This window comes from Vibrio sp. SCSIO 43155, assembly GCF_023716605.1.
Classification (GTDB): Bacteria; Pseudomonadota; Gammaproteobacteria; order Enterobacterales; family Vibrionaceae; genus Vibrio; species Vibrio harveyi.
In genome coordinates this window covers 1,587,391-1,612,902 of the sequence record NZ_CP071852.1, presented here as the reverse complement: position 1 = coordinate 1,612,902, position 25,512 = coordinate 1,587,391, and the positions used below count along the sequence as shown (strand labels likewise).

The window sequence follows — 25,512 nt, the reverse complement described above, 5'->3', positions numbered from 1 at the left end:
CACAAGGAGCGACCAAAAGGTTATTCATCGGCAAGTACCACTATCGCAACCACAGTCTCAGTTCTTTCATAGGTTTCGACTGTTGAAATAATCGGTCATCTCAAATTTATCCTAAGCACCTAGCTCGCTAACATTACGCTTCTTTTGTATGCCCCCTCTATCTGTAAGAAATATCTATGAAGCAAAAAGGATTCTCCTTAACCGAAGTTACTGTAGCGCTTATTCTCTTAGCCATAATAAGTTTGTTTTCAGCACCACAAATCATGCAGAAGCAACGTCAAGATCGACTCAACAGCTTGGAATCTTTTATCGACAAATTTCATGACATCAACCAGGAGATGATGACACACGCTAAGAGTCAAGGTGTCGCAGAAATGCCGTTAGCAAAACTGTCAGAACTGAACATTTATGTCAGATTGGGAACGCTAGCGTTGGATGATTTCAATGTAGAGAAAGCGATGGGCGTGCAAGGGTTGAACCTTGCCAATATCGGACCGACCGAGAAACCGTCATTACTTATTTACTTAGGCAAGGAAAAGTCACCTGAACAGATAAAAGAGTCAGGTTGTTTCCTCAGTATCAGCCGCCCATCTCACGGCGCTACGAGTCTAACTGCAACTACGAATAAGTTAACCATCACAAAGTTTTACGACTATTGCTAGAGCTCCATTTTAGAGAGATTAGATTACTACGAAATCTTATTCTTCAATCGGCGTATGCTAGCTAATGTCTTATATACCCTTAAGGTTTTATTATGATCGTCGTGAAAAAAGCAGGTGTCTCTGATGTCAAAAAGGTCTCTCCTCTTTACCTAAAATATCTTGAGTTTTATCAAGTCGATGTTTCAGGTAAAGACCCAGAGTCTTTTATCAAAGCTCGTATTGAGAATGAAGAATCAGTCGTGTACTACGCAACGGATGAAAGTGGGCGGACGCTCGGTTTTGCGCAGCTTTATCCACTCTTCTGTTCGCTAGAAATGCGTAAGATTTGGCTTCTGTACGATTTGTATGTGGATTCATCACAGAGAAAACGAGGGATTGGTGAACGCTTATTGGAACAAGCGGACCAACTGGCAAAAGAGACCGACTCTGCCTTTGTTATGTTAAGCACTGGTATTGATAATAAAACCGCACAATCCGTGTATGAGAAACACGGTTACGTACGAGATGTCGAGTTTTATAACTATGTTCACATGCTTAAGTAATCAAACGAGCACATGAGCAAAGAGCGAAAAGCCGAGTTAATACTCGGCTTTTAATGATCAACTTACACCACTTTGTACTTGCTCATAGACAATCAAAAATAAACCTGCAAATACCGCTACTGTCAGTAAAACCTTTAACCAGAGAAACTTCATTTTATCTACTCTTCTGGCGCATATTGGTCGAACACTTCTTGAGCTGTCATTTTCTTGCTGTGTGGCTGCAAATCATAGTACGCAGGCTTCTCATCCGTGAAGATCTCTAAGCTCAATTTGAAATCTGGCTCATTAAATAATCCCGCAGAAAGAATATATTCATCTGTTGCCAACAAGTGGTAATAGATGTTCGTGCCGCATTCACCACAAAAACCTCGTACTGCCCATTGGGATGATTGATAGCGTTTGGGCTCAACACCATTAAATGTCACACCGGGACCACAATGCACCGCATGCAGAGGCCCACTTGACCACTTTCGACACATATCGCAATGACAAAAGCTCACTTCATTGTGTTGAGGTGCGGTCACTTCAATAGCGCCACATAAACATGTTCCTTTCATCTCTATTCCTCCCTATTCAACCTCCATCATTATGGCGGTTTTAGACACTCCATTGATGTGACCAACCTAGTCTTTCACCACATTCTTTGATGAGTATATTTGCGTGAACTTTATGAACAAAACGTCGTTTATGCTCAATATTCTCTTTATCTACGCATTAGAGACATCACGTTAACACCTTATTAACCTTTAACTCATCACTAGCGAGTCACCCTACCTTGCTAGGAGAACAAATAATAAGACTCTTCAAAACAAGAGAGTCACCAACATAAGGAACGTGAAACATGTTAAAGGTACTCAAACCAACGCTCGCCGCATCCATCATTGCAGCCTCATTTTCTTTCCACGCTTTTGCTGCTGATGTTGAAAAAATCCACTTTCTAATCCCTGGTGGTGCTGGTGGTGGCTGGGATATGACGGCTCGTGGTACAGGTGATGTACTGGTTAAATCCGACATCGTTGAAAATGTCTCTTTCCAAAACCTCTCTGGTGGCGGTGGTGGTAAAGCCATTGCACACCTCATCGAAACCGCTGAGCGCCAACCTGATACGTTGATGGTGAACTCAACCCCAATCGTTGTTCGTTCACTGACGGGTATCTTCCCACAATCTTTTCGGGATCTCACGCCAGTAGCTGCGACGATTGCTGATTACGGCGCTATCGTGACTTCCGCGGATTCGAAGTACAACACATGGGAAGATGTGGTCAAAGATTTCGAATCTAACCCACGTAAAGTAAAAATCGCTGGCGGTTCTGCTCGTGGCTCGATGGATCACCTTGTCGTCGCAGCTGCATTTAAAGGCGAAGGTTTTGACGCGCGTAAAGTTCGCTACATCGCGTATGACGCTGGCGGCAAAGCAATGGCAGCGCTTCTGTCTGGCGAAACACAATTGCTTTCAACCGGTCTTGGCGAAGTATTAGAGATGTCGAAATCTGGTCAGGTAAAAGTACTGGCGATTACGGCACCGAAACGTTTGGACGCAGCGCCAAACATCCCTACCCTTAAAGAATATGGCAATGAGACTGTGTTCGCGAACTGGCGTGGCTTCTTTGCCGCTCCTGGCACGAGCCAAGCCAAACTCGATGAATGGAACGCAGCTCTGACCAAGATGTACAAAACGGACGAATGGCAAGTTGTTCGTGACCGCAATGGTTGGATTGACAACTACAAAGCGGATAAAGAGTTCTTCGCGTTCCTAGAAGAGCAAGAGCAGCAAATGGGCGATCTAATGCGCGAATTAGGTTTCCTTAAAAAGTAATAACTCCCATCCGAGTTTGTGGGGTTAGCTATCCCTAGCCCCGCTGTATTTGCACTCTAATTTCACCGTATATGGGCATTGTCGATATTCGACAAGTAAAAACTCCTTTGTTTATTGATTGGTAAACACTAAGTAACTCGACTAGCAGCGATGCGCTTAATTGTTAATGACTTGGTCCTTCTTCATTAACGCCCATATACGGTCTTTTCCTGTTGTTCTAGGAGTTGGATATGTCTCATTCAACCAATATTTTTACCAAAGAGAACTTGCTGTGCCGCGATCGTGTTGGCGCGATGATCTTTTTGTTGTTTTGCCTATGCTATGGCTACCAAACTACACAAATCCCTCTCTTTCCCGGGGATGAATACGAACCCTTCACGGCTCGCACTTTACCGACCATTCTGACCTACGTCGGGATTGGTTTAGCGCTAATGCTATTGGTCACTGGTCAGCCCGATAAACAAAGCGGCGCTGTGATGTCATTCAACTGGAAATTGCTTATCGCCTTTTTAGTTTTGATGGCGCTTTATGGTCTGGGTTTGACTTACATCGGCTTTGTATTAGCGACAGGATTCTTCCTGCTTGCGGGCTTTTACCTTCTTGGCGAACGACGTAAATCGGTGTTGTTTGGAGCCTCATTCCCGTTCGTTATCGCGTTTTACTTGTTGCTCACTCAAGGTCTGGATATCTACCTTGAGCCTGGTCTGATTTTCACCATCTGGTAGTCAAAAGAAAGGACTGAATTATGTTAGATGGAATTCTACAAGGTTTATCCACCGCCGTGATGCCAATGAACATCATGATGGTGATTGTTGGCTGTTTTGTTGGTACGTTTATCGGCATGCTACCGGGGCTTGGTCCTATTTCTGCCATCGCTCTGATGATTCCTATCACCTATGGTTTGGATCCATCTTCGGGTCTGATTCTGATGGCAGGTGTTTACTATGGTGCGGTATTTGGTGGTTCAACTTCATCTATTCTTATCAACGCACCGGGTTGTTCTTCAACCGTAGTTACCGCGTTTGATGGCTACCCAATGGCGCAGAAAGGACAAGCAGGTAAAGCACTTGCACTGGCGGCTTACTCTTCTTTCACTGGTGGCACGCTTTCAGCAATAATGCTGCTTGTGGCGGCACCTGCATTGGCTAACGTCTCGTTAAGCTTCCAATCTTCTGACTACTTTGCGCTAATGCTTCTTGGCTTATCCGCAGTGGCTGCGTTCGCTGGCAAAGGACAAGTAATAAAAGCATGGATGATGACCATTCTAGGCTTGATGTTGTCTACAGTCGGCATTGATAAAGGCGTCGGTGTCGAACGCTTCACCTTTGGTCTAACGGATTTGATGGATGGCTTTAGCTTCCTATTGTTGGCGATGGCGACCTTTGCGCTTGGTGAAACGTTGATGGGTATTTTGAAGCCTTCTGAAGATACGCGTGATGAGGAACAAGATAAGCTGAGCAACATTGGCTCGATGAAAGTCACCAAGGAAGAAATCAAAGAAGTAGCGCCTGTTTCTATTCGCTCTTCAATTCTTGGCTTCTTTACTGGTGTGCTTCCGGGCGCAGGTGCAACCATCGCCGCCTTCTTAAGTTACGGTATGGAACGTAACCTTGCTCCAAAGGATAAAAAAGAGCAGTTTGGTAAAGGCAGCATTCGAGGTTTGGTGGCTCCGGAGTCAGCGAACAACGCGGCATCAAGTGGTTCTTTCGTTCCTCTTTTGACTCTTGGTATTCCGGGCTCTGGTACAACCGCAATCATGCTAGGAGCATTAATCGCTTACGGTATTCAACCAGGTCCTCGTCTGTTTGTTGAACATCCAGATGTGTTCTGGTCGGTAATTATCTCCATGTACTTCGGCAACATTGTGTTGGTGATTCTTAACCTACCGCTGATCCCATACATCTCAAAGCTGTTGGCAGTACCAAGAACCGTGTTGTTGCCGATGATTCTGTTTTTCTCCATTACGGGTGTGTATCTGGTTTCTTTCAACACCATGGACGTGTTTGTGATGTTACTTGTGGCAATGGCTGCCATCGCACTAAGGTTAGCAAACTTCCCTCTCGCACCGCTGTTGCTTGGCTTTATCCTTGGTGGATTAATGGAAGAAAACCTGCGTCGTGCATTGATGATTTCCGACGGTGAACTGAGCTTCTTATGGGAACGCCCAATCACACTGACATTCACAGTGCTTGCAGTATTGGTACTTGGCAGCCCACTGTTTGTAAAACTCTTTCAAAAGCTTAAAGCGCAACCAGTGAAAGTTGAGCAATAAGCATTCTATCTCTCCCTCAAGATAGACCTTTGAAACCAAGCCACCCTCTGCGGTGGCTTTTTCTTGGACTAATCGCTACTTTATTTCTTTGGGTGAGTTGCGTAGTGTTAATCGTTCAGAAACAAAAACTATAAGAACAAAAAAGGACTTTTTATGCTGCTGGAATTTGCTCTCTTGTTTGCTGCGGGCATCATTGGTGGGATCATGAACTCCGTCGCCGGTGGTGGTAGCTTCATTACCTTCCCTGCATTAATGGCGGTTGGCGTGCCTCCCATCATGGCGAACGCGACGAATACTTATGCTTCTTGCGCAGGTTACATCAGTGGTGCAATCGGTTTTCGCGAAGAAATCATGAAGAACAAGCAAGAACTCGCTTTCACTATCTCTTTCAGTTTGATTGGTGGTGCAGTCGGTGCTTACCTTCTGCTAAATACGCCGGAATCTGTTTTTCTTGAAGCTATTCCATGGCTACTTTTATTCGCAACCGTGCTCTTTTTAACTGGCTCACGCATGACCGCGTTGATTAAATCTCTGACCAAAGAGACCAAACACGCCGGCATTCTGGGTGTGATTGCATTAAGTCTTCTTTTGATTAGCGTCTCTGCTTATGGCGGCTTCTTCAATGCCGGACTAGGCGTGATCGTATTAAGTTATTTAGTGGTTGCAGGGCACCAAGACATCAACTTAATGAACGGGCTTAAGCTGCTGGTTTCGACCTGTGTTTCCCTGATTGCCATCGTAATTTTTGTTGCTAACGGTTCGATCGATTGGACCAAAGGCAGCGTTGTAATGGTTGGCACATTAGTTGGCGGCTACTTGGCAGCGCGAGTATCTCGCCAGTTGAATCCTAGTCATGTAAAAGGCTTCGTTGCCCTCTCTTCTATCGCGATTACCATTTACTTCTTCGTAGATGTCTATGCCTAACTCAATACCACGATATAACCAAAGCCAAGCACTCATTGCTCACAAACAAAAACGCCATCGCAAACTACGATGGCGTTTTTATTAGTTCTAAGTGAAATTACTTAATCAAACCCACTTCTTTGTAGTACTTCTCAGCACCTGGATGAAGCGGCGCAGATAGACCATCTTTCACCATTTCTTCTTTCTTCAAGTTGGCGAATGCTGGGTGTAGACGGCGGAAATCATCAAAGTTTTCGAATACCGCTTTCACTACGTTGTAAACTACTTCGTCTGGCACGGCCGTTGAAGAAACAAACGTCGCACCTACACCAAAGGTTTGTACATCGCTTTCTGAACCGCGGTACATGCCACCCGGTACGTTTGCGATACGGTAGAAGCTGTTATCAGAAACCAACTTCTCAACTTGTGGACCGGCTACCGTTACGATATTGCTGTCACACGAGGTTGTTGCTTCTTTAATCGCACCACTTGGGTGACCGACTGTGTAAACCATCGCATCGATCTTGTTATCACACAGTGCTTTTGACTGTTCTGATGCTTTTAGTTCAGATACCAGCTTGAAATCATCATTCGTCCAACCGTACTCTTTCATTAGCACTTCCATGGTGCCGCGCTGACCAGAACCTGGGTTACCAATGTTCACTCGTTTGCCTTTTAGGTCATCAAACGTGTTGATGTTAGCGTCTTTACGAGCCACAACGGTGAACGGTTCTGGGTGTACAGAGAACACCGCACGAAGCTCTTTGAATGGTCCTTTATCTTCAAACTTGCTCGTACCGTTATAAGCATGGTATTGCCAGTCCGACTGCGCGATACCTAAATCCAACTCACCTGCGCGAATGGTATTGATGTTGTAGATAGAACCACCGGTACTTTCTACTGAACAACGGATGCCATGATCAGCACGTGATTTGTTCACCAAACGACAAATTGCACCACCCGTCGGGTAGTACACGCCAGTTACACCGCCCGTACCAATGGTTACGAACGTATCTTTAGCAGAAACTGAAAAACTTGTACTTAGTGCAGCCAGAGAAGCCGCGACAGCAATTTGCTTGAGCTTTAACATTGAACGTCCTTATTTTTTCCTTTGTTTATGGCTTGGTAAGTATAGCAATCGTTAACAAACTGATAACGTTTAAGATCACATCCTGAGAATTATCACCACGCAGCAAAAGGCATTGATCGGTAAGCAATTATGAACCGTGTTCGACTTTAGTTTTAGCCCAACCAAAAAGCCCGCAGAATTTAACTGCGGGCTGTCCGGTATTTCAATAGTACTTAGTCGGTCGCTAGGGTTCTCTCCTCGCTGCTGTCATTGACTGCGGATGCACTTTCATTTCCTTTCCTGTGTGTCCATAGGTAAATGGATGGGATCACGGTAAGCGTGACGATCATCGAGATCACGCAGCCCCAACCAACCACCAGCGCCATCGGTGACATGTAGTTATCGTAACCACCCAAGCCGTACGCAAGCGGGATAAGACCTGCAACGGTTGTGATTGTGGTTAAGGTGATTGGTCTCACTCGGCTTTGCGTTCCACGAATTACAAACTCCAGCAAGTTGGTATCGTTACATTCCGCTTCGTGTTCTTTGAAGTGCCAAATCAGCACCAAGCTGTTGTTTACCATAATACCAATCAAGGCAATCATCCCGATGATGGAGAAAAAGCTCAGCACCTGATTATGTAAGAACAGAATAAACAGCGCACCAGCGATGCCAAAAGGAATCACCGTCAACACAATTAAGGTTTCGCGCATTCGGTCAAAAAGAAGAATCAGAAGCAACGCAATGCCAATAAACGCCACACTAATCGCGATGACAAAGCCTTGCTGCGCTTCTTGTGTTTCTAAGATCTGCCCTGTCGCAATAATAGAGGCACCGCCGTATTCTTTATTGGCAAAGGCTTCTTGAACCGCAGCAAAAACGGCAACCGGATCAGTCACGGTCGAATCGACACCTGACGAGACACGAATCACTCGCTCTCCATTAAAGTGTTTGATTTGTGCTTCTGCATCGGCATTTCTCCATCGAACCAGCTCACTTAATGGCACCAGCTTGTTATTGCTGGCGCGAACCAAAATGTTATCCAGTTCTTTTAAGGATTTGTCGTCTTCTTCTAAAGCGACTCGGAAGTACACTTCTTCTTCACCATTAAAGATCCGCGTCACGCGTTGACCGTCAATCGCAAACTTAATGATATCCCCAACTTTGTTGGCACTGATGCCGTAGTACTTGAGCCAGTGATGTTGCAGCTCAGCTTGAATCTGTGGTGCTGGTGCATTTAAATCACGTCGTACTCGGCTCGTCCCTTCCAATGATTCAATGTACGCCGTCAAATCATTAGCAAGCTTTTCTCGCCCTTCATCCGTACCGCCAACGACACGCAAGTCCACTGGACGTCCTACCGGAGGACCGCCGCCATCAATATCGAACTCAATTTGAGCCAACCCTGTAATTTGCGTTGCTTTCTCTTCCCACTCTTCGACGATTTGCTCTGCGGTTCTTGTTCGGCTGTTTGGTGGTGTTAATGAAATCACCCAATAGCTATTTGGTGAGCTCACTTCGCCGTACCAATAATTCACTTCTTCAGTGCTTTTGATCAGCGCTTCGAGTTGTTGTGTTTCTTTCCAGACGTCATCCAAATCTAACTCTGGATTCGATTCAGCACTGATTTCTATCAAATACGCGCCGTCTGTTGGGAAGAACAAGAAGCTCAAACTCTTATATGAAATCGCTCCTAAAGTCAGAATCACTACGGTAATACATGGCAGCGCTACTTTGCTGTTTCGAATGACAAGTTCAATTAAACGATTCAGTGCGCTTAAATCTAAAAATGGCTTTTTCTTTACCTGACTCTTCTTACTCAAAATGCCTTTTAAATGGGCAGGAATAAAGAACAGCGCGTCGATAAACGAAAAGCACAACGCAATAATGACCGTAAGCGGAATTACATAAACCAATTTACCGCTGTTTCCCGGTAAGAAGAGCAAAGGTATGAAGGCAATCATGGTCGATAAAATGCTCGCTAGGACCGCTGGGAATACACTCTTCACACCTTGCGAGACCGCCTTATCAACTGGATAACCTTCTTCAACTAGTGCCACGATTTTATCGCTCACCACCACGGCATCATCGACAATAATTCCGACAATCAAAATTAAGGCGGACATAGTGAACACATCCAGAATCTGCCCGAAAGGAGGCAGCAAAGCCAGCGTGCCGAAGATACATACGGGAATAGAAACCGCGACCCAAAATGCAATGCGTCTATCAAGGAAAAGCGCCAACGTGATCAGCACCAAGCCAAGTCCAACCAAGCCGTTGTCTTGCACTATGCGCGCTTTCTCTTGGATGTCTTCAGACAAATCAGAACCGATGGCGATAGTGTATTTGTCACCGAGCAGTTTTTGCTGATTTGCAATCAGAGCTTTCACCGCGTTAGAAGTGCTAATAACGTCCGCGCTTTCATTAGTTCTTAAGTCAAAAAGAATACTCTTATTACCGTTGATTGAGCCATAAACCTCGCCTTTTTCAAACCCATCCTCAATGAGACCTGCAACGTCTTTAAGTTGAATATTCGGGCTGAATGAGATGAACATTTCACGTAGCTCTTCAATGCTATCCAGCTCGGCAGAGGTCATCAGTTCTGGGTTGTTCTTTAACGTTTCCAGACGACCACCGCTGATCAGCGTATTACGCTCTGCAATCAATGCCGCCACTTGATCCAACGTTAAGCCATAACGTCTCAAAGAAATCGGTTCGAGTTGGATTAAGAACTCCGGAGCACGCAAATCGACGGTGTAAACTTCACCAATCCCCTCAACACGCCGCAAAGCCAACTCTAGGTCTTTGGCTTTATCTCGCAGTGCTTTATAATCAACATCACCAGAGATGCCGACCACCATGAAATCCAAGCTGTACGATTTTTTGATCGACAACGTCGGCGCTTCGGTCACACCAGTAGGTAAATCCGTTACCCTTGCCAGTGCATCTCGAATGTCTTGGTAAACCGCATTCGGATCAGAGACATTGCTGTCCAGCACCACACTGATGTTTGAGACGCCAGTTTCCGACGTGGAGGTGAACTCTTTCAAGCCCGAAATGGACAGCAGTTCTTTCTCAATTTTACTGGTGATGTTGCTTTCAATATCTTTCGCACTGGCACCAGGATAAACCGTGACGATATCGCCTTTTCCTAAGTCAAATCGAGGCTTCTCAGCAAGGGGAAGATTGTAGGCAGTAAGGGCACCAATGCTGATGATCAAAATGGTCAGGATTTTAGACGCAAACTTTCGGTGAGAGAGCAAATCTAAGAAGAAATTCACATAGCCTCCTGATCATTGAAATACACGTACGATTCCATGCCCGGATTAAGCTTGCCGTTAGCGTTTTCTACCGTCACTTCAACAAGGAAGCCCGGCTCACTGTTTTGGAAAGCAGGAGAAAGTAAAGTGATGGTGCCGTCCAACGTCTGCTCAACAGAAGGCACTTCGACCTTAACCTTCTCGCCTTTGCTGAACTTATTGAAATCAATCTCTAACAGGTGAAAACGTACTTTCAATCGTTCCATATCTGCAATGGTAAAAAGCGCATCACCCACCGAAACAAACTGCCCTAACTCAACAGAGCGATTAGTAATCACCCCATCAAAAGGTGCATTCGGAGAGGCTTTATCCAGCGTTCGTGCGGCGATTTTGTAGTGTGTATTACTTACGTTGAATTGAGCTCGACCAATGTTGGTTACACGAATTTGGTTGTCCACGTCACTTGCCGAGACGCCATTACTGGTCAGCAAGGATTGATAACGCTTTAATTGCTTTTCTTGAATATCTAACTCGGCACGACTCACCTCTAACTCGTTACGGGCTAAGTCCAAACTCAATGCATAATCTTCTGAGGACAGAGACAATAGCTCCTGCCCTTGAGTCACAGAGTCACCGTTATCGTAACGATAAGAATCCACCACGCCGACGACTTCACTTTTTACCACAACACTTTTTTCAGGAATCAGTTGACCAACAACGTAATCGCTCGCTGCATGAGCAGCGCTTGATAAAAGAAATAAAGGAATTAGTACGGATCTTTTTTTCATTTAGTTATCTCATTTCCGATGAACCAAATGACTTGTGTAACCGTTCCTCCGACAAGTCACCACTGACAGGAACACACAAGCCTTTAGTGTTTACTAAGGCATTAACCAGAAGTACAGCAAACGATTAACGCTCTTATTTATTGATGCTTGATATATAAATTATCAGTGGAGGTGTGGAAAAAAAGTGAGTCCTGAATGAAGCGTTTAACTACTTAAATCGAGGGAGTCCTTTCTGATTTGTTAGTACTTCGTTCAATCAAAACCGTTGCAGGTCTGTCGAGAGAAACTAACCATGATTTGATATATACCCAAGTAACCTCGAGATGCTTGGTTCAGCGAGAATGACTTGGTTTGAAGGCGAGGCAACAATTTGAAGATCTAGTGGTTCTAAATCGAAAATTGTTAACGAAGCATGCGAACCAAGGCAACTCGCCCTTCGGGAGCGTGTCACTGAAGCAATTTCATCGTCAAACAACTTGGAAATAGCTTGCTATTCCGCTTCGTTGTTTTCCTTGAACTTGAATCAGTGACGACGCTCTGAATCTAGCATCTTGAAGTCACTTGGGTATACCTCTATAACCTCGCGATGCTTGGCTATAAAAAAAGAGACAAGCCGATCGACTTGTCTCTTTCTCATTTCATCATATTGTATTTATACTCAAGTCACTCCTAGATACTTAGGTATAGCGCATCAATCTCTGAGCCATTGATGATCTTCACCACCATCTTTCTTATTGAAAAATGCAGAGTGCTGCTGTTTGAACTGATCTGCTTTTATCTCTGAAATCGGCCACAATGTAAAATCTTCACGAATAAAGCTATCGTCAATACCAAACTCAAGCGTTCTTAGCTTATTGCCGATAAATCGATAGATGTACGTTTCACCGGTCTTCTCGCACACCATTGGTACATGCGACATCGGCTGACCATTGACTGAAACTGACACCCATTTACTGCTCTTTGGCTCACAAGACGCTTGATTTACTACATCAATTTCGAATTTGTTGTCTAAGGTCGTACCGACAAAGACGACGGTGGAATCTTGCAAATAGACGCGCCTCAATAAAAGCTGTTTAGTATCTTGAGTACGTGTGGTTTGAATACCATTAGAAAATGGTTCGAAGTAAGACCAATGCCAGTTCCATTGCATGCCTTTTTCAACAAAGTGAAGCTGAGGTATGGTTTTCCAAGCCACAATACCAGCAAGCGCCGCAATAAAAGCGATCAGGATAATTAGAATTCGAACAAGTGAGTGCATTAGACTGGTTTTTCTACAAGTAATTTAACACCAAGTGCAACCAGTACCGCTCCAGTTGCCCCTTCCATCCATTTCATAAAACTTGCATTTTTTAACAAGCTTTTCGCGGAATTTAATGCACCAGCCAGACCACATTGCCAAACCATCGCAATCATAAAGTGAATAGACGCCATAAGCATAGATTGCATTAATGGAGAACCTTCTGGGTTAACAAACTGAGGTAAAAACGCCAAATAGAACACTGCCGTTTTTGGATTAAGCACATTAGATAAGAAGCCTTCACGGAAAGAGCGTTTACCGCTATACGCTTGGTGGGTCTGTTCAGAGACAGCAATGCCGCCATTCGATTTCATTAACGCTCTCAAACTACTTAATCCAAGCCAGATCAAATAAGCAGCACCCACCATTTTCACCATTTGAAATAATTCAGCGGATTGAGCTAAAACAGCAGAGATGCCTATAGCAGAGAAAAATGCATGAACAAACAGACCGAAACAAATACCTAAACTTGTCGTACAACCATCTTTAAGACCTGCACGACTGGTGTTACGAATCACCAAAGCTGTGTCCAATCCCGGTGTAAGCGTCAAAATAGTGATGGCAATGAGGAACGCCTCAAAATTCAAAATATCCATATTCTTGTAGTGAGTGATTGTGCATTACCCATCAATACCGTCAATCCACGCAATTCGCAAGCAACTTTTGTGATCAACATCGTTGAAAATCACATAACGTACAAAGCCATACGCATAAAAGCACTTAATAAGCATACACACAAATGATTTTAAGATGCAGAGCTCAAAACGTTGTCATTGATTCGAGGTCAAGGAAAACAACGTAGCGTCTACAAACCAAGTCATTCTCGCTAAACAAAGCATCTCGAGGTTACTTGAGTATAAGGTCTTTCTTATATAAAGAGAGTTACTACTATTTCTACAACTTTTATAAAAACGATCAACCTCCTTTACTACTCTTCTATTTCCATCAGGAATTATAGTTTATTTCAACAACACAAAATAAACGAAAGTTGGTGTGCAAATGGGATATATGCTTCTTTTTCATTGCTGCCTGATGATCGCAATTTGGTTATTTATATTTGCGCCACTATTTAGTAACGCAAATACCTTAACGATGAATCTTGTTGGCAAATTAGAAGACCGATGTGAGATAAATTTCACGTCAGGTCAGAAAATCGACTTGTCAGACAGCAATATAAAAACACTACCATTGGACATATATTGCAACCAACCACTCGGCGTAAGCGTATATTCAAAAAATGGCGGACTAAAATTGGATAAAAGAGATGATATTCCACCATTCGAGTATTTATTTGAAATCAACATTAACAAAGCAAATATTCATGAAGAAGTAAAAAGCATTGATTTGCTCTCTGAAAAACGCTTTGACAGTTCAGGTGTTATTCCTTTCTCGGCACTAGGAGAAATTAGAATAACACTAGAAGACCGCTTGCTATACGCAGGCTATTACGAAGACGTGATTGAAATTGATGTATTCCCCTCAATTAACAGCGTCATCAACTAGGAGTTCTGTATTCGATACAGAGAAAGGCTAGCTCGGTGGGATTTGGGCTAAACATGTATGTTATCTCTCAAGTTAAAGGAATCTTTTTATGAAAAAACTTACGATTTGTGCAGCGGCTGTTACAGCAATTTTCGGTTCGCAAGTTCACGCAGGTCCGGGTGATGTTCAATTAGTGGGTTATGTTTCTCCAGTATGTGAAGTATCAGGGCTTGCTACTCAATTGCTCGACTTTGGTGATGTAACACAAGAACAAACTGTTTCTATCGATCTGGATATGAAATGTAACGATGTCGATGGTGCAACCGTTTCTTTGACCAGTTCTGAAGGTGGTCTTGAATCGGATGATGACGAAGATTTCGCGCTAACTTATACCGCAACTTTTGCGCCTACAGGTCTTCCATCATTTGATCTAAATGCACCTGGTGGTCCGGGTTTAAACGATGTCTCTAGTGAGCTGTCATACCCAGGTTCTTCGGGTCTAGCATCTGGTGTTGATGCGACATTGACTGTACAAACAACAGAAGTGGCAACATGGGCGGGTGGCTACTCAGATACGCTAACCGTTAACGTGACTTCTAACTAAGTTCCCCTCCGGGAGGCTAAGCGTATAGCCTCCCTTTCTACACAGCCATACCAAGCTGACATTGATGGAGCTCAACATGACTCGATGGATTATCCTAGTCGCAACATTTTTATTTTGTTCTTACGCTAACGCATACAAGGTTGAACCTATGGTTGCTGAGATTGAACCCATAGGCAATCGAGCCCAAATGTCGATGCGTATCGACAATACATCCCGAGTACCCCTAACTGTTGAGCTCTATCCTTTTTCAATGACCATGGATGAGCAAGGTGTAGAAACAACAAAACCCGCAGACGATGAATTGCTCGTTATTCCAGTAACCGCAATCATAGAGCCAGGTCGCTCTCAATCGGTCATGATTCGTTATTTGGGTGATCCTTCAATCTCTGAATCAAAAGCATACCGTGTCTCCATTAAGCAGGTTGAAGTAGCCCGTGGCGAAGAACAAAGCGCTAAGATGGGGTTATTACTTCAATTCAATACATTAATTAATGTTAAGCCCAAAAATACATCGGCAAACTTAGATATAAAAAGTGTCAAACAAAAAGGAAGCAAATGGATTGTTGAAGTAGAGAATAATGGTAATAGTTATGGCAGGCTAACGAATACTAATTGGAATTTAACGGATGGCAGTAATTCTAAATACCTAAAAGGATTAGATATCAGTAAGTTAATCGCAGGCACACTTGTACTTCCTCATTCAACACGATTTTTTGAAATGAAACCATTGAAAGGGTTTGACGTGTCAGATTTGTCGATAGAAATAGAGCAGGATAAATAACATGTTCTATCAATCTATAACATGTCTAATCTTGTTATTATTTAGTGGTTTTTGTAATGCAATCATTATTTCACCGACTGTATTTGAATTGAACACAGATAGAAATACAACATCACAGATCATAGTGACAAATAATTCAACAGAAAAAATGCCGCTAGAAGTAAGTATTCATCAGCTAGTATTTAAGAAAAATGGTCAATATGAAACCAAAGCTTTAAATAGCGACGCACTTTTGGTTTTTCCACCAGCAGCAATGTTAGCACCGAACTCAAAGCAAGTATTTCGTATTCAATGGCTTGATCCTTCTGTACAAAAAACATCCTCTAGCTACTTTATACGCTTTACGCAAGCTCATTTAACGGGTGCTAATGGACAAAGTAGAGCTTTGCCTGTGCAGCAGAGCGGAGTCAAAATTAAAGTGCATTATAACGCACTGCTTCATGTGTACTCCAACAACCAACAACCTGACGTCACCTTGGAAGTGTCTGATGCCGGACAATTGGTTATTCGTAATACTGGCGAACGCTTTACCTACTCTCGACTACTGTATTTTGAGCCGTTAACAGCGACAGAAAATTACTCGCTCCAACAACAAGTCGGTGACCAATTTTTGCCACCATTTTCTACCTTCACCCTGCGTTCACGGAAAGCAATCCCAGTAGGAAAATATCATGGAAGAGAGCAATGAGCGTCGGAGCAGTGCTGTTTGGCTCCTATTCATTTTATTAACGATTTTATGTATCGCTCAAATCAACATCAGTTGGGCACGCGAGGTTGTGCTTAATCCAACAGGTCGAGATATCGAGCTATCCTCTCTTTTAAAAATCAGTGACAGCGTCTTGGGTCAGGCACAAGTCACCATTACCGCTGATGACGAGATTCGCTTACCGAAAGACAGTACCATCGCCCTACTTTCGTCATCTGTCGCCGAGTCAGCCTTAGAGAAATTACGAGACGCCCATTCAGAGACCTTATCTCAAGAAGACTTTCGACGTGCCGGGCTTGGGCTTACCTTTGATTTATCCACCCTAGAATGCATCATTTCAGTTCCTAACGAATTGAGCGTCACGCGACAAATATCGTTAGCTGAAGACAATGAACATTTTAATTATTCTGAACCCAGCTTTTTCAGTGGCTATGTTAATGTCACCGCATCGGCGAATGAAACTCAGACCATAGCAGAGCAAAATGACCGACAAAGTATTTACAGTACAAGATTTGAATCGGGCTTAAACGCAGGTTCTGCAAACCTTGAATACGAAGCCACCTTTGAAAATGGCTCGTCTCAAGACTCAGATTATTACCGCCACGGCACGCGCTTAAACTATGATTTTCCTTCACAAGGAACGCGCCTTGTATTGGGTGATATGTTTAACTCTGGCAAGAGCTTTCAAGATGGTACCGACATCCTCGGAATCGGTATCACACGTGACTTTACTTTAATTCCTACTCGAAACGTGCGCCCTAAAGCCAATCAGTCTTTTACATTGCAACGCACCTCGAATGTCGACGTTGTTATCGATGGCATTGTCGTTCAGAGGCTGACACTGGGCGCAGGCAGCTATAACTTGAGTGATATCCCTCTCGCACAAGGTACTAACGATGTCGAATTGGTGCTCACCGACTCTTCTGGGCAAACCGAAAGAATTCAATTTTCTGTCGCAACGGGGAATGACCTTCTTAACAGCGGAGAGTTTGAGTACAGTTTAATGGCGGGCGTGCCGTCAGAGGTCAATAACAACGAGCTCGATTATCAAACCGATCAAAAATTGATACATGGTTATCTTGATGTTGGTGTATTGCCATGGCTTACGCTAGGCGTAAACGGTCAAAAACGTGAAGACCTGTACCAATATGGTGGGACGGCTTTAATTGCAAGCTCACTAGGTGTCACCGAACTGTCCGCCTCTCAAAGCCATCATCCCACTCTCGATTCTGGGCAAGCATTTCGCATCGCTTTCGATGCAGAATTTGATGATGACAACCCTTGGCAACCACAATTAAGTGTTTTCTATGAATACCAATCGGAAAACTTCGCGGGCGTAGAAGGCTACGACACTATCGACTCTCCTCTCAACCAAACCACTCACTATGCCTCGGCGTTTGGTGCGTTTTATATTAATGACGATTTACGTGCAGCCATGACGGTCAATTACCGCTCTGGCACTGAAGATGCTGCGAATTATTGGTCAGTTAGCCCTAGCCTGTCCGGTTCGTTCTTCTCGACACCTGCGACATGGAGCGCAAGGGTCAACTATCAGAACAACGACATCGGTTCAGATGAATGGAATACGTCTCTCACGTTAAGCTGGCCATTAAGCGATTCGACACGATTAGTCAGCCGCTACAACAGTGAGGTCGATCAAGCAGCACTAGACCTCACTTATCAAAATAATGTAGGTAATACTGGGGGCATGTCAGGCTATGCTTCTGTTGTTACCAGCCGAGACAGCGACGCTGACATTGACCTTGGCGTTAACTATTCTGCCAACCGCTTTCAAGTTATCGCTGACCACGCTACGCGTATGGAGAGTTTGAACGAAGATATAAGAAACCACAGTACGCGTGTAGAAGTCAGTAGTGCGATTGCCTTTGCTGGTTCCTCAATCACAGTTGGACGCCCAGTCCGTGAAGCGTTTGCAGTGGTGTCTAAGCACCCAAGCTTGGAAGAAAACAATGTTGATATCGATCCAACTCTAGACGGTGAAAACGCCCGCGTATATAGCCATAGCGCATCCAATGTATTGATACCGGACTTGGTTGCCTACAACCCTCAATTGATCAGTTATGACGTAGAGAGCCTACCGCCCGGTTACGATTTAGGTGACGGGGCATTTTGGCTGAATCCTGGCTACAAACGCGGTTACCAACTCAAGATTGGCTCAGATTCTGTGTTAACCGTAATGGGAACATTACTCGATCGACATACTGGCAGCCCTATCCCACTCATTGCTGGCCTGGCGACTTATTTGGGTAGCGAAACCCAACAGCCCATCGAATTCTTTACTAATCGAAATGGCTTGTTTGCAATCTCCGGCTTACGCCCCGGTCAATACCAACTCACACTCGACACAAAAGAAAAACAGACTGTGGTGATCACTTTAGATGAACGCAGCAATGTTTTAATCAGATTAGGAGAGCTTTATGTGGATTAAACCTTTTATCACTCTAATATTGCTTGCTCCCCCAACATTAGCGGGTTCTCTTTGCTCAATGAGTAACTTAAGTGTCGAACCTGCTTCTACGCAGGCACGCTATGATGTGTTTGCCTCTGGTGCATACACACTCATTTCGACATATCGACTGCGCGCCAATATTGAAGGCGAACAATGCCAAATTCCGGTCAAGTTAGAGATTGATGATGGTGACTCTTTTTTAAAAGGAGAAGCCAATGCCCAGTTAATTTTCGAATGGCAAGGCGGGAACGGTTACCAAAAAGGTAATCAATGGCATGTCGTCTTAACAGAGAATAACGCTGATATCACCTTTCAAATACGTTATCCGGCTCAACAATGGCTCGCCTCAGGTATTTATCAAGGCAAGCTCGAAGCGACAGTATTAACCGAACAACTGCTCAATAACGAATATGTTTTACCGGCTGTGACAAATATCGCAGTCACTGTTTTGCCGATGGCCAAAATACAGTTTTATGGTTTGACTCAACAGCACTACGAATTGGATATGGGAATACTCCAATCTAATAAAGTAGTTACATCCGCGCCCAAACTTTGGATTCAAAGTAACGCCGGATATAACTTGGTTTTTGAATCAACAAACCGAGGTGCGCTCCGACACAAATCTGCGGACACCCAATGGGACATTAGCTACGATATGTATCTGGATTCTAAGCAAATTAACCTAGATCAGGCGAGTGCTAGAGTCAGCGAAAATACGCCATCTAAGGGACACGCAAAAAACATGAAATTTATCATCGGCGATACGCTAAATAAACCGGGAGGTACCTACAACGATGTGCTCCAGATCTCAATTGAACCTAAGCTTTCGCAACAACCTTAGGCAGTCGCAAAGTTGAAACAGAGAAAAGTGGCGAGCACTATACCCCTAGACTAAGGTGATTACATTATCAATATTATTAGTACAAAACTATTATATAGGGGCTAGTTATGAATATGGGGACGCGTAGGAATGAATTAGAATCTAACATCCTTCTTATTGGTGAAAACTGTATTCAAAACCAGTTTATTCGCCGAGAGTTGGAAAAGAACCCCCAAAACAAACTTACCCGTAAAAGCATCCATTGCTTAGACGACGAAATTAACTTGTCCAGCTACAACGTTGTTCTGATTTCTAACTATTTATTGGAAGAAAGACCACTGTCTGACTACATCTCACTCAAAACAAAAAACACCGACTTAGTGGTTTATGACGTACCGAAAACGGGCTCTGATCTTCGGCTTTTTTCTTGTCTCAATCTCAAAGGCGTACTTTATGAAGATTCGCCAATAGAGCATTTAACTCGCTGTATCGATGCCGTCTTAAGTGGCGAATTATGGTTACCTCGAAAACTGATGGCAAAAATGCTGATTCATTTCAGACCTTATGCCATCAGCTCTCAAGAAATCAGCAACACATTAACGAAAAGAGAAAAACAAATCCTCGATCGTATTGTTCAGGGACAATCAAATTTAGAAATTGCTGACGCCCTGTTTGTTGCGGAGAGCACGGTAAAAACCCATGTTTACAAGCTTTACAAAAAACTCAACGTTAGCTGTCGTAAGGAAGCCATTCAAAAATTCAGCCGCCCTCTTAGGCAAGAAACTCAAGAACATTAGCCATCGCTGACTCTAGCTTTGTTTCTCAACGCTCCTTTTGGTTAGGTGTACAAGTGTCTGAATTTGTGCACAATAGACCTGCATTGGTTGTTAATAAATAGTAAATTAGCAACACTTCTCTATCGGCATTCTCTTGATGCGGCACTTTTTCTGCATCGGTGCTGAGGGATTCGAACAGTACGTTCAAGGACCCCGCTTGGGGCGTTTAAGGAAAGAACATAACAAAGAGTAGTCACATGAGCGCATTTCAAAAACTCGTCGAACATTCAAAAAAAGTCTCTAACTTTGGTCACTTAGCCTCCATCGTAGGGTGGGACCAAGCTGCCGTTATGCCATCAGGCGGTGCGGAAGCCCGTTCTAATGCAATGGCAGAACTTAATGTCCACATTCACTCTCTTATGACTCAACCTCATTTAGGTGATCTATTTGCACAAGCAGAAGAAGAGTCATTATCAACGCAAGATCAAGCCGTACTGCGTGAAATGAAACGCGATTGGCAGCAAGCGAATCTACTGCCTGAATCTTTAGTACAAGCGCAATCTCTCGCAGGTTCTAAGTGTGAACATGCGTGGCGTAGCCAACGTGGAAATGATGACTGGGCTGGTTTCGAAAAAAACTGGGCAGAAGTCGTTAAACTGTCTCAAGAAGAAGCTCAAATTCGTGCAGAAGCTGCTGGCACATCACCTTACGATGCCATGCTGGAGCTGTACGAACCAGGCACAACATCCGCGTCTCTAGACGTGTTGTTTACGGACGTAAAAACATGGTTACCATCAATGATTGATGAAGCCATCGAGAAGCAAAAAGCCAACAACATCCTGCTTCCGAACGGTCATTACCCGGCTGAAAAACAAAAAGCATTGGGGCTGGAAGTCATGAAGCTGCTTCAATTTGACTTCGAACATGGTCGTCTTGATGAAAGTGTTCACCCATTCTGTGGTGGCGTTCCTACTGACGTTCGTATTACCACTCGCTACGACGAAAAAGAGTTCGTGCAATCATTGATGGGCATCGTACATGAAACAGGTCACGCGCGTTACGAGCAAGGTCTGCCAAAATCATTAGCAGGCACTACGGCTGGTGAAGCTCGTTCAATGGGTATCCACGAATCTCAATCTCTGTTCTTCGAGATGCAAGTAGGTCGCAGCCAAGCCTTTGTTGAACACCTTGCTCGTCTGGCTTCTAACCATTTCGAAGGTCCTGAGTTTGCTCAAGACAACTTGTCGAAAATCTACACTCACGTGGAGAAAGGTTTCATCCGTGTCGATGCTGATGAACTGACTTATCCTGCTCACGTTATCTTGCGTTACGAAATTGAACGCGATCTCATGAATGGCGTTATTAAGCACACTGACGTTCCAGAACTGTGGAATGAGAAGATGAAGGCTTACTTAGGTCTGTCAACAGAAGGTAACTTCAAGAATGGCTGTATGCAAGACATTCACTGGACGGACGGTGCCTTTGGTTACTTCCCTTCCTACACGCTCGGTGCAATGTATGCAGCTCAATTCATGGCTGCAATGAAGCAAACGGTTGATGTAGATGGAGCGATTCGCTCTGGAGATCTATCCCCAATCTTCACTTGGCTATCTGATAACATCTGGAGTAAAGGCAGCTTGTTGTCTACTGACGACTTGGTAAGCCAAGCTACAGGCGATGTATTAAACGCGAAACACTTTAAAGCACACTTAGAAAGCCGTTATCTTGGTAAGTAAGATTTGCTTTTGAAAAACCAAAAAGGCTGGTGAAATACCAGCCTTTTTATTAGTTTTAAATTTATCCCCAAATAACCTCGAGATGCTTGGTTCAGCGAGAATGACTTGGGTATAAAACACAGTAAAATCGATCATTGAGCTTGTTGACGCTTCACTGTGCTTTTCAAGTTTTGCATGAAATTTCTAAAGTGCGGCATAAAGTCAATAAACAACGGATGTTTACGATCTTTCATCATCACGGGTCCCAGCAGGCGAAGCGCTACACCAACACGAGTCGCATCAGTTGGCTCTAATCCACTGCCCTGATTAAGCTTCTCAACAATGTTTAGCATGTCTTCACGATCTTGAACTTCAAAACTCAAGCTTCTTGCTTCACACCCTTCTTCAACATTTACTTCTTCAATGGTGATGCGGTAGCAGTTGTCTTTTCTCATCTCATTTCTCCAATCAAAATTCATCAGCTTGTTAAAAAGCGTTCAATCTTTGGTTTGATGGTCACGGATGTTATGGTCATCAACACCATTGCTAAGGATTCTGTTATTCAATTCTAGCTCTTGAAGTTGCTTTCAATTAAGTTGATAATGTCAACTATAATTATTTAGTTGATAATGTCAACCACTTTCACTTGGAGTGTTACATGTCGAATCCAAAATCGCTGGATAATCTATTCCAACTCGTACACGCTTTGAAGCGTCAACTGCACGAGCAAATAGAGCAACTAGAACTCCCTATCGCACCTATGCATGTGCGCGTTATAAAAATCATCAGCAAGCAGTCACCTTGCACAGCAATGGATGTAGTGAACTTCTTAAATAGAGATAAAGCGCAGGTTACACGCTTAATTAAAACATTGATTGAAGAAGGCTTTATTGAGAAAACACCAAACCCAGACGATAAGCGCAGCCAATGTTTATTGACCACCGAGAAAGGCAATGATGTGTTAGCGAAGATCAAAACGGTCGACGCCAAGATCTTTCAAAAGATGACGCTAGATGTGTCGGACGACGACCTTGCCGCATTTCAGATTACTGCAGGTAAGTTAGCTGATAATTTAGCGAAAAAAGACAGCAAGTAAACTCACGTAGCCTCCAAACTTTTATGAGTATTAGCGGTTATTTTCCATGATCGTGATTGAATAAGAGAGCAACGCGTGCTGCTCTCTCCAATTAAGCTCTTATCCGGCTACGAATTTCTAATGTTTCTTGGTAAACATCTTCAAGGTGATACGGCTCAATTGCTTCATTAGAAATAAGCCACTCACCCAAGATCGAATCATCTTCCGTTTTTACGGCAATACAAGTGCCATCAACAAACATAATGTTGAGCCCATAGTCGTAGATAACAACTTCTGAAGAAGGGACAAACGCTTTATCAGCCAAATTTTCTTTTACTGCTTTACGGCTGCGTAATCGAATGACGTCGATACACTCGATCACTTTAGCTTCTTCGCAAAACCTCACGCCTTCAAGCTGTGTCAGCTTTACCTCTTGTGGATTCAGCTCATCGACAAACCTTGCTACTGGCAAATGAAAGTCATGACCTTGGGGGCTTGTGTGCCACTCATTTGTTAGCTCAACAAAACCAGTAGGCATCTGAAAAAACAATGGAGATAAGCTTGTCACCGGATCTGATTCAAGGCACGTATTATCAAAACTTGTCATTAACTTGCATTCTAATCCTACAATGCGCTTTAGTGCGTGTATCGAAGCATCATCCATTTGATAGTCGAGTATTTCCATTACTTACCTCCTTACTCCATTGCTGACAGTTTTAATAACATAAACATCATCAAGAAGATGAACAAGCGACTTCTTCGATAACTTGATAGCTCAATTGCCCCTCTATCGTTTTACTTTCCATCAATGCGATGGAGTAAATTGGTATTGTTAGCGGTGAAATAAGAACCTCATCCAAAGGGGCTTGTTTTTCGACATGTCGAGCTAATGTAATGTGGGGGACGTACGTGCGTGACTCTGTCACAAACCCATGGTGCTCTAGAGTTTCTATTAATGCATTTTGTCGTTCTGCTATGGCGGGATTGTTCTTGATGCCTAGCCAAGCTAACTGTCTACCACTTTGATGGAACGTGCCGAGATGATCGACGACAATCTGATCGCAAGAAGGCGTGACTGTGTGGAGAATCTTTGTGAGTTGCTGAGTTTCCTCGTTGGTCGATTCACCAATAAACGCCAAAGTAATATGGAAGTTGTCTTTTCGGGTATAACGCCCTTCTATTCCCTTTTGCTTCAGCTTATCTTGAATCAGTTTGAGCTTTGACTTACTTGCATCGTCAAACGTCATTGCAAAAAACAATCTCATCATTAACGTCCTTAAAGCCAGAATATCCATATTGTGGCAAACAAGCCTATGGAAATGAATCAACAGATAAAAGAAAGCCTAGAACAAACGTCTGGGCTTGGTGTTCACATTGCGGGTGCAAGTTGAGGTTTATACAAACAGCATTCACCATCAGGGCGTGTCTTAAAACGACGGTGCAACCACATATATTGACTCGGACATGCCATGATCGATTGTTCTACGATCTTGTTTACAAACACTGCCGCTTGGTCTGGGGCATTTTTCGGAAAACCTTCAACAGGAGCACGAAGGGTCAATGTATAGTGACCATCGCTACCACGAACCATGGTAAATGGTACTATTGCGCAGTCTGTTGAATCGACGAGCAAGCTTGTTCCTGTCGTAGTGCATGCACGCTTTACTGCAAACAAAGGTGCAAACGTCGAGCGACGCGTACCATAGTCATGATCCGGTGCGTACCAAACACGATGACCAGTATTGAGTGCTTCAAGCATGCCCTTAACATTTTTACGATCGATCAATGTACGATTCGAACGAGAGCGTCCCTTGTATTGAAAGTAGTCAAAACAGGGGTTGTTGTTTGGTCGGTAAACACCAGAACCAGATTTTTTGATGCCAAACGCACGAGCACCTAATTCTAGGTTCATTGAGTGAACCGCTAACATTAATACGCCCTTCCCTTGTTTCTCAAGCGCTTCGATGTGCTCCATACCTTCAATTGTCACGTGTTTGTTCACGCGTTTATCCGACCAGAACCATGCCATCGCGGTTTCGAATAAGGCAATACCTGCGTTGTCGATGTTATCTTTTAAAATCGCATTACGCTCTTGTTCACTCATCGCTGGAAAACATAGTTCTAAATTACGTTTGATCGTGACTTGTCGCTTTTTCATTAATCGCATAGCAAGACGACCAATTCCGCTTCCTAGCGCGAGTTGAACACGAAATGGGAGGAGACTAAAAAGATACATGATGCCGATAATGATCAATGTGCCCCAGTAGCGAGGAGCCAGAAATTCTGCCTTGAATTTTGGTGCAGTATGCTTATTCATGAATGTGTCATCAGACGAGTTCGCCTATAAAGTTCTAAAAACAATGATAGAGATTAAAATCATTGGCTGTGCTTATTACAAAAACTAAAGCGCGCGGATTCTAGGGCTCTTTAACACAACACACAATAAGAACTTTCCGATATTGCGGTCAGACCTA

At 43.7% G+C, this 25,512-nt stretch carries 25 protein-coding genes; 15 read left to right on the top strand and 10 right to left on the bottom strand.

What is annotated here, in order from left to right; translation table 11 throughout:
• The first annotated feature begins 176 nt into the window (after positions 1-176).
• A complete protein-coding gene (locus J4N44_RS07325; RefSeq protein WP_009696964.1) occupies positions 177-662 on the top strand; it encodes a type II secretion system protein in 486 nt (161 codons plus the stop codon).
• A gap of 92 nt (positions 663-754) precedes the next feature.
• Positions 755-1,204, top strand: coding sequence for a GNAT family N-acetyltransferase (locus tag J4N44_RS07320; protein WP_005451904.1), 450 nt, complete (start codon positions 755-757; stop codon positions 1,202-1,204).
• Between the two features lie 158 nt (positions 1,205-1,362).
• Here the strand turns inward: J4N44_RS07320 and J4N44_RS07315 are convergent, their stop codons facing one another.
• On the bottom strand, positions 1,363-1,761 hold the full coding sequence (locus J4N44_RS07315; RefSeq protein ID WP_199449777.1) for a GFA family protein: 399 nt from the start codon (positions 1,759-1,761) through the stop codon (positions 1,363-1,365).
• A 284-nt stretch (positions 1,762-2,045) separates the two neighbouring features.
• On the opposite strand from J4N44_RS07315, the gene J4N44_RS07310 reads away from it, so the two are divergent.
• The 4 genes from J4N44_RS07310 to J4N44_RS07295 all read left to right on the top strand — a co-directional run bounded on the left by J4N44_RS07310 (position 2,046) and on the right by J4N44_RS07295 (position 6,216).
• Positions 2,046-3,020, top strand: coding sequence for a tripartite tricarboxylate transporter substrate binding protein (locus J4N44_RS07310; protein WP_009696966.1), 975 nt, complete (start codon positions 2,046-2,048; stop codon positions 3,018-3,020).
• A gap of 230 nt (positions 3,021-3,250) precedes the next feature.
• Complete coding sequence (locus J4N44_RS07305) at positions 3,251-3,745, top strand: tripartite tricarboxylate transporter TctB family protein (RefSeq protein WP_005451900.1); 495 nt, start codon at positions 3,251-3,253, stop codon at positions 3,743-3,745.
• Positions 3,746-3,765: 20 nt separating this feature from the next.
• The gene (locus J4N44_RS07300) at positions 3,766-5,292 is read left to right on the top strand and encodes a tripartite tricarboxylate transporter permease (protein WP_005451899.1); all 1,527 of its coding nucleotides are present in this window, start codon (positions 3,766-3,768) and stop codon (positions 5,290-5,292) included.
• 153 nt (positions 5,293-5,445) lie between these two features.
• On the top strand, positions 5,446-6,216 hold the full coding sequence (locus J4N44_RS07295) for a sulfite exporter TauE/SafE family protein (RefSeq protein ID WP_252045019.1): 771 nt from the start codon (positions 5,446-5,448) through the stop codon (positions 6,214-6,216).
• A 97-nt stretch (positions 6,217-6,313) separates the two neighbouring features.
• Here the strand turns inward: J4N44_RS07295 and J4N44_RS07290 are convergent, their stop codons facing one another.
• The 5 genes from J4N44_RS07290 to J4N44_RS07270 form a co-directional block, all read right to left on the bottom strand.
• The gene (locus tag J4N44_RS07290; protein ID WP_005451897.1) at positions 6,314-7,285 is read right to left on the bottom strand and encodes a TAXI family TRAP transporter solute-binding subunit; all 972 of its coding nucleotides are present in this window, start codon (positions 7,283-7,285) and stop codon (positions 6,314-6,316) included.
• Between the two features lie 212 nt (positions 7,286-7,497).
• Complete coding sequence (locus J4N44_RS07285) at positions 7,498-10,545, bottom strand: efflux RND transporter permease subunit (protein ID WP_252045018.1); 3,048 nt, start codon at positions 10,543-10,545, stop codon at positions 7,498-7,500.
• Positions 10,542-11,312 (bottom strand): efflux RND transporter periplasmic adaptor subunit, encoded by a 771-nt coding sequence (locus tag J4N44_RS07280; RefSeq protein ID WP_045488420.1) that lies wholly within the window; start codon positions 11,310-11,312, stop codon positions 10,542-10,544. The genes J4N44_RS07285 and J4N44_RS07280 overlap by 4 nt, the downstream gene beginning before the upstream one ends.
• A 691-nt stretch (positions 11,313-12,003) precedes the next feature.
• Positions 12,004-12,570, bottom strand: a complete 567-nt coding sequence (locus J4N44_RS07275; RefSeq protein WP_005451891.1) for a hypothetical protein — start codon at positions 12,568-12,570, stop codon at positions 12,004-12,006.
• Entirely contained in the window at positions 12,570-13,205 is a 636-nt protein-coding gene (locus tag J4N44_RS07270; RefSeq protein ID WP_252045017.1) for a LysE family translocator, read from the bottom strand. Before J4N44_RS07270 ends, J4N44_RS07275 begins: the two co-directional genes overlap by 1 nt.
• A 403-nt stretch (positions 13,206-13,608) precedes the next feature.
• Here J4N44_RS07270 and J4N44_RS07265 point away from each other — a divergent pair, with 403 nt between their 5' ends.
• From J4N44_RS07265 to J4N44_RS07230, 8 genes are all read left to right on the top strand, one after another.
• Entirely contained in the window at positions 13,609-14,112 is a 504-nt protein-coding gene (locus J4N44_RS07265) for a hypothetical protein (protein ID WP_223295806.1), read from the top strand.
• 88 nt (positions 14,113-14,200) lie between these two features.
• On the top strand, positions 14,201-14,695 hold the full coding sequence (locus J4N44_RS07260) for a hypothetical protein (protein WP_005451888.1): 495 nt from the start codon (positions 14,201-14,203) through the stop codon (positions 14,693-14,695).
• 76 nt (positions 14,696-14,771) lie between these two features.
• Positions 14,772-15,476 (top strand): fimbrial biogenesis chaperone, encoded by a 705-nt coding sequence (locus J4N44_RS07255; RefSeq protein WP_252045016.1) that lies wholly within the window; start codon positions 14,772-14,774, stop codon positions 15,474-15,476.
• Position 15,477: 1 nt separating this feature from the next.
• The gene (locus J4N44_RS07250; protein WP_009696975.1) at positions 15,478-16,164 is read left to right on the top strand and encodes a fimbrial biogenesis chaperone; all 687 of its coding nucleotides are present in this window, start codon (positions 15,478-15,480) and stop codon (positions 16,162-16,164) included.
• The gene (locus J4N44_RS07245; protein ID WP_252045015.1) at positions 16,148-18,631 is read left to right on the top strand and encodes a fimbria/pilus outer membrane usher protein; all 2,484 of its coding nucleotides are present in this window, start codon (positions 16,148-16,150) and stop codon (positions 18,629-18,631) included. The genes J4N44_RS07250 and J4N44_RS07245 overlap by 17 nt, the downstream gene beginning before the upstream one ends.
• The gene (locus J4N44_RS07240; protein WP_222325463.1) at positions 18,621-19,493 is read left to right on the top strand and encodes a hypothetical protein; all 873 of its coding nucleotides are present in this window, start codon (positions 18,621-18,623) and stop codon (positions 19,491-19,493) included. The genes J4N44_RS07245 and J4N44_RS07240 overlap by 11 nt, the downstream gene beginning before the upstream one ends.
• A gap of 107 nt (positions 19,494-19,600) precedes the next feature.
• A complete protein-coding gene (locus J4N44_RS07235; RefSeq protein WP_017188108.1) occupies positions 19,601-20,269 on the top strand; it encodes a response regulator transcription factor in 669 nt (222 codons plus the stop codon).
• A 236-nt stretch (positions 20,270-20,505) separates the two neighbouring features.
• A complete protein-coding gene (locus J4N44_RS07230) occupies positions 20,506-21,984 on the top strand; it encodes a carboxypeptidase M32 (protein ID WP_009696978.1) in 1,479 nt (492 codons plus the stop codon).
• Between the two features lie 131 nt (positions 21,985-22,115).
• Here J4N44_RS07230 and J4N44_RS07225 read toward each other — a convergent pair whose 3' ends face one another.
• Positions 22,116-22,418: a DUF3861 domain-containing protein gene (locus J4N44_RS07225; protein ID WP_005451880.1), complete on the bottom strand. Its 303-nt coding sequence runs from the start codon at positions 22,416-22,418 to the stop codon at positions 22,116-22,118.
• A 203-nt stretch (positions 22,419-22,621) separates the two neighbouring features.
• Here J4N44_RS07225 and J4N44_RS07220 point away from each other — a divergent pair, with 203 nt between their 5' ends.
• Positions 22,622-23,059, top strand: a complete 438-nt coding sequence (locus J4N44_RS07220; RefSeq protein WP_017188109.1) for a MarR family winged helix-turn-helix transcriptional regulator — start codon at positions 22,622-22,624, stop codon at positions 23,057-23,059.
• Between the two features lie 91 nt (positions 23,060-23,150).
• On the opposite strand, the gene J4N44_RS07215 is transcribed toward J4N44_RS07220, so the two are convergent.
• The 3 genes from J4N44_RS07215 to J4N44_RS07205 all read right to left on the bottom strand — a co-directional run bounded on the left by J4N44_RS07215 (position 23,151) and on the right by J4N44_RS07205 (position 25,355).
• Positions 23,151-23,723 carry a hypothetical protein gene (locus J4N44_RS07215; protein WP_017188110.1) on the bottom strand — a complete coding sequence of 191 codons (573 nt, stop codon included), beginning with the start codon at positions 23,721-23,723 and terminating at the stop codon, positions 23,151-23,153.
• Between the two features lie 49 nt (positions 23,724-23,772).
• Positions 23,773-24,303, bottom strand: coding sequence for an RNA 2',3'-cyclic phosphodiesterase (gene thpR / locus J4N44_RS07210; RefSeq protein WP_017188111.1), 531 nt, complete (start codon positions 24,301-24,303; stop codon positions 23,773-23,775).
• A gap of 104 nt (positions 24,304-24,407) precedes the next feature.
• Complete coding sequence (locus J4N44_RS07205) at positions 24,408-25,355, bottom strand: LpxL/LpxP family Kdo(2)-lipid IV(A) lauroyl/palmitoleoyl acyltransferase (RefSeq protein ID WP_009696982.1); 948 nt, start codon at positions 25,353-25,355, stop codon at positions 24,408-24,410.
• Between the last annotated feature and the right edge of the window lie 157 nt (positions 25,356-25,512).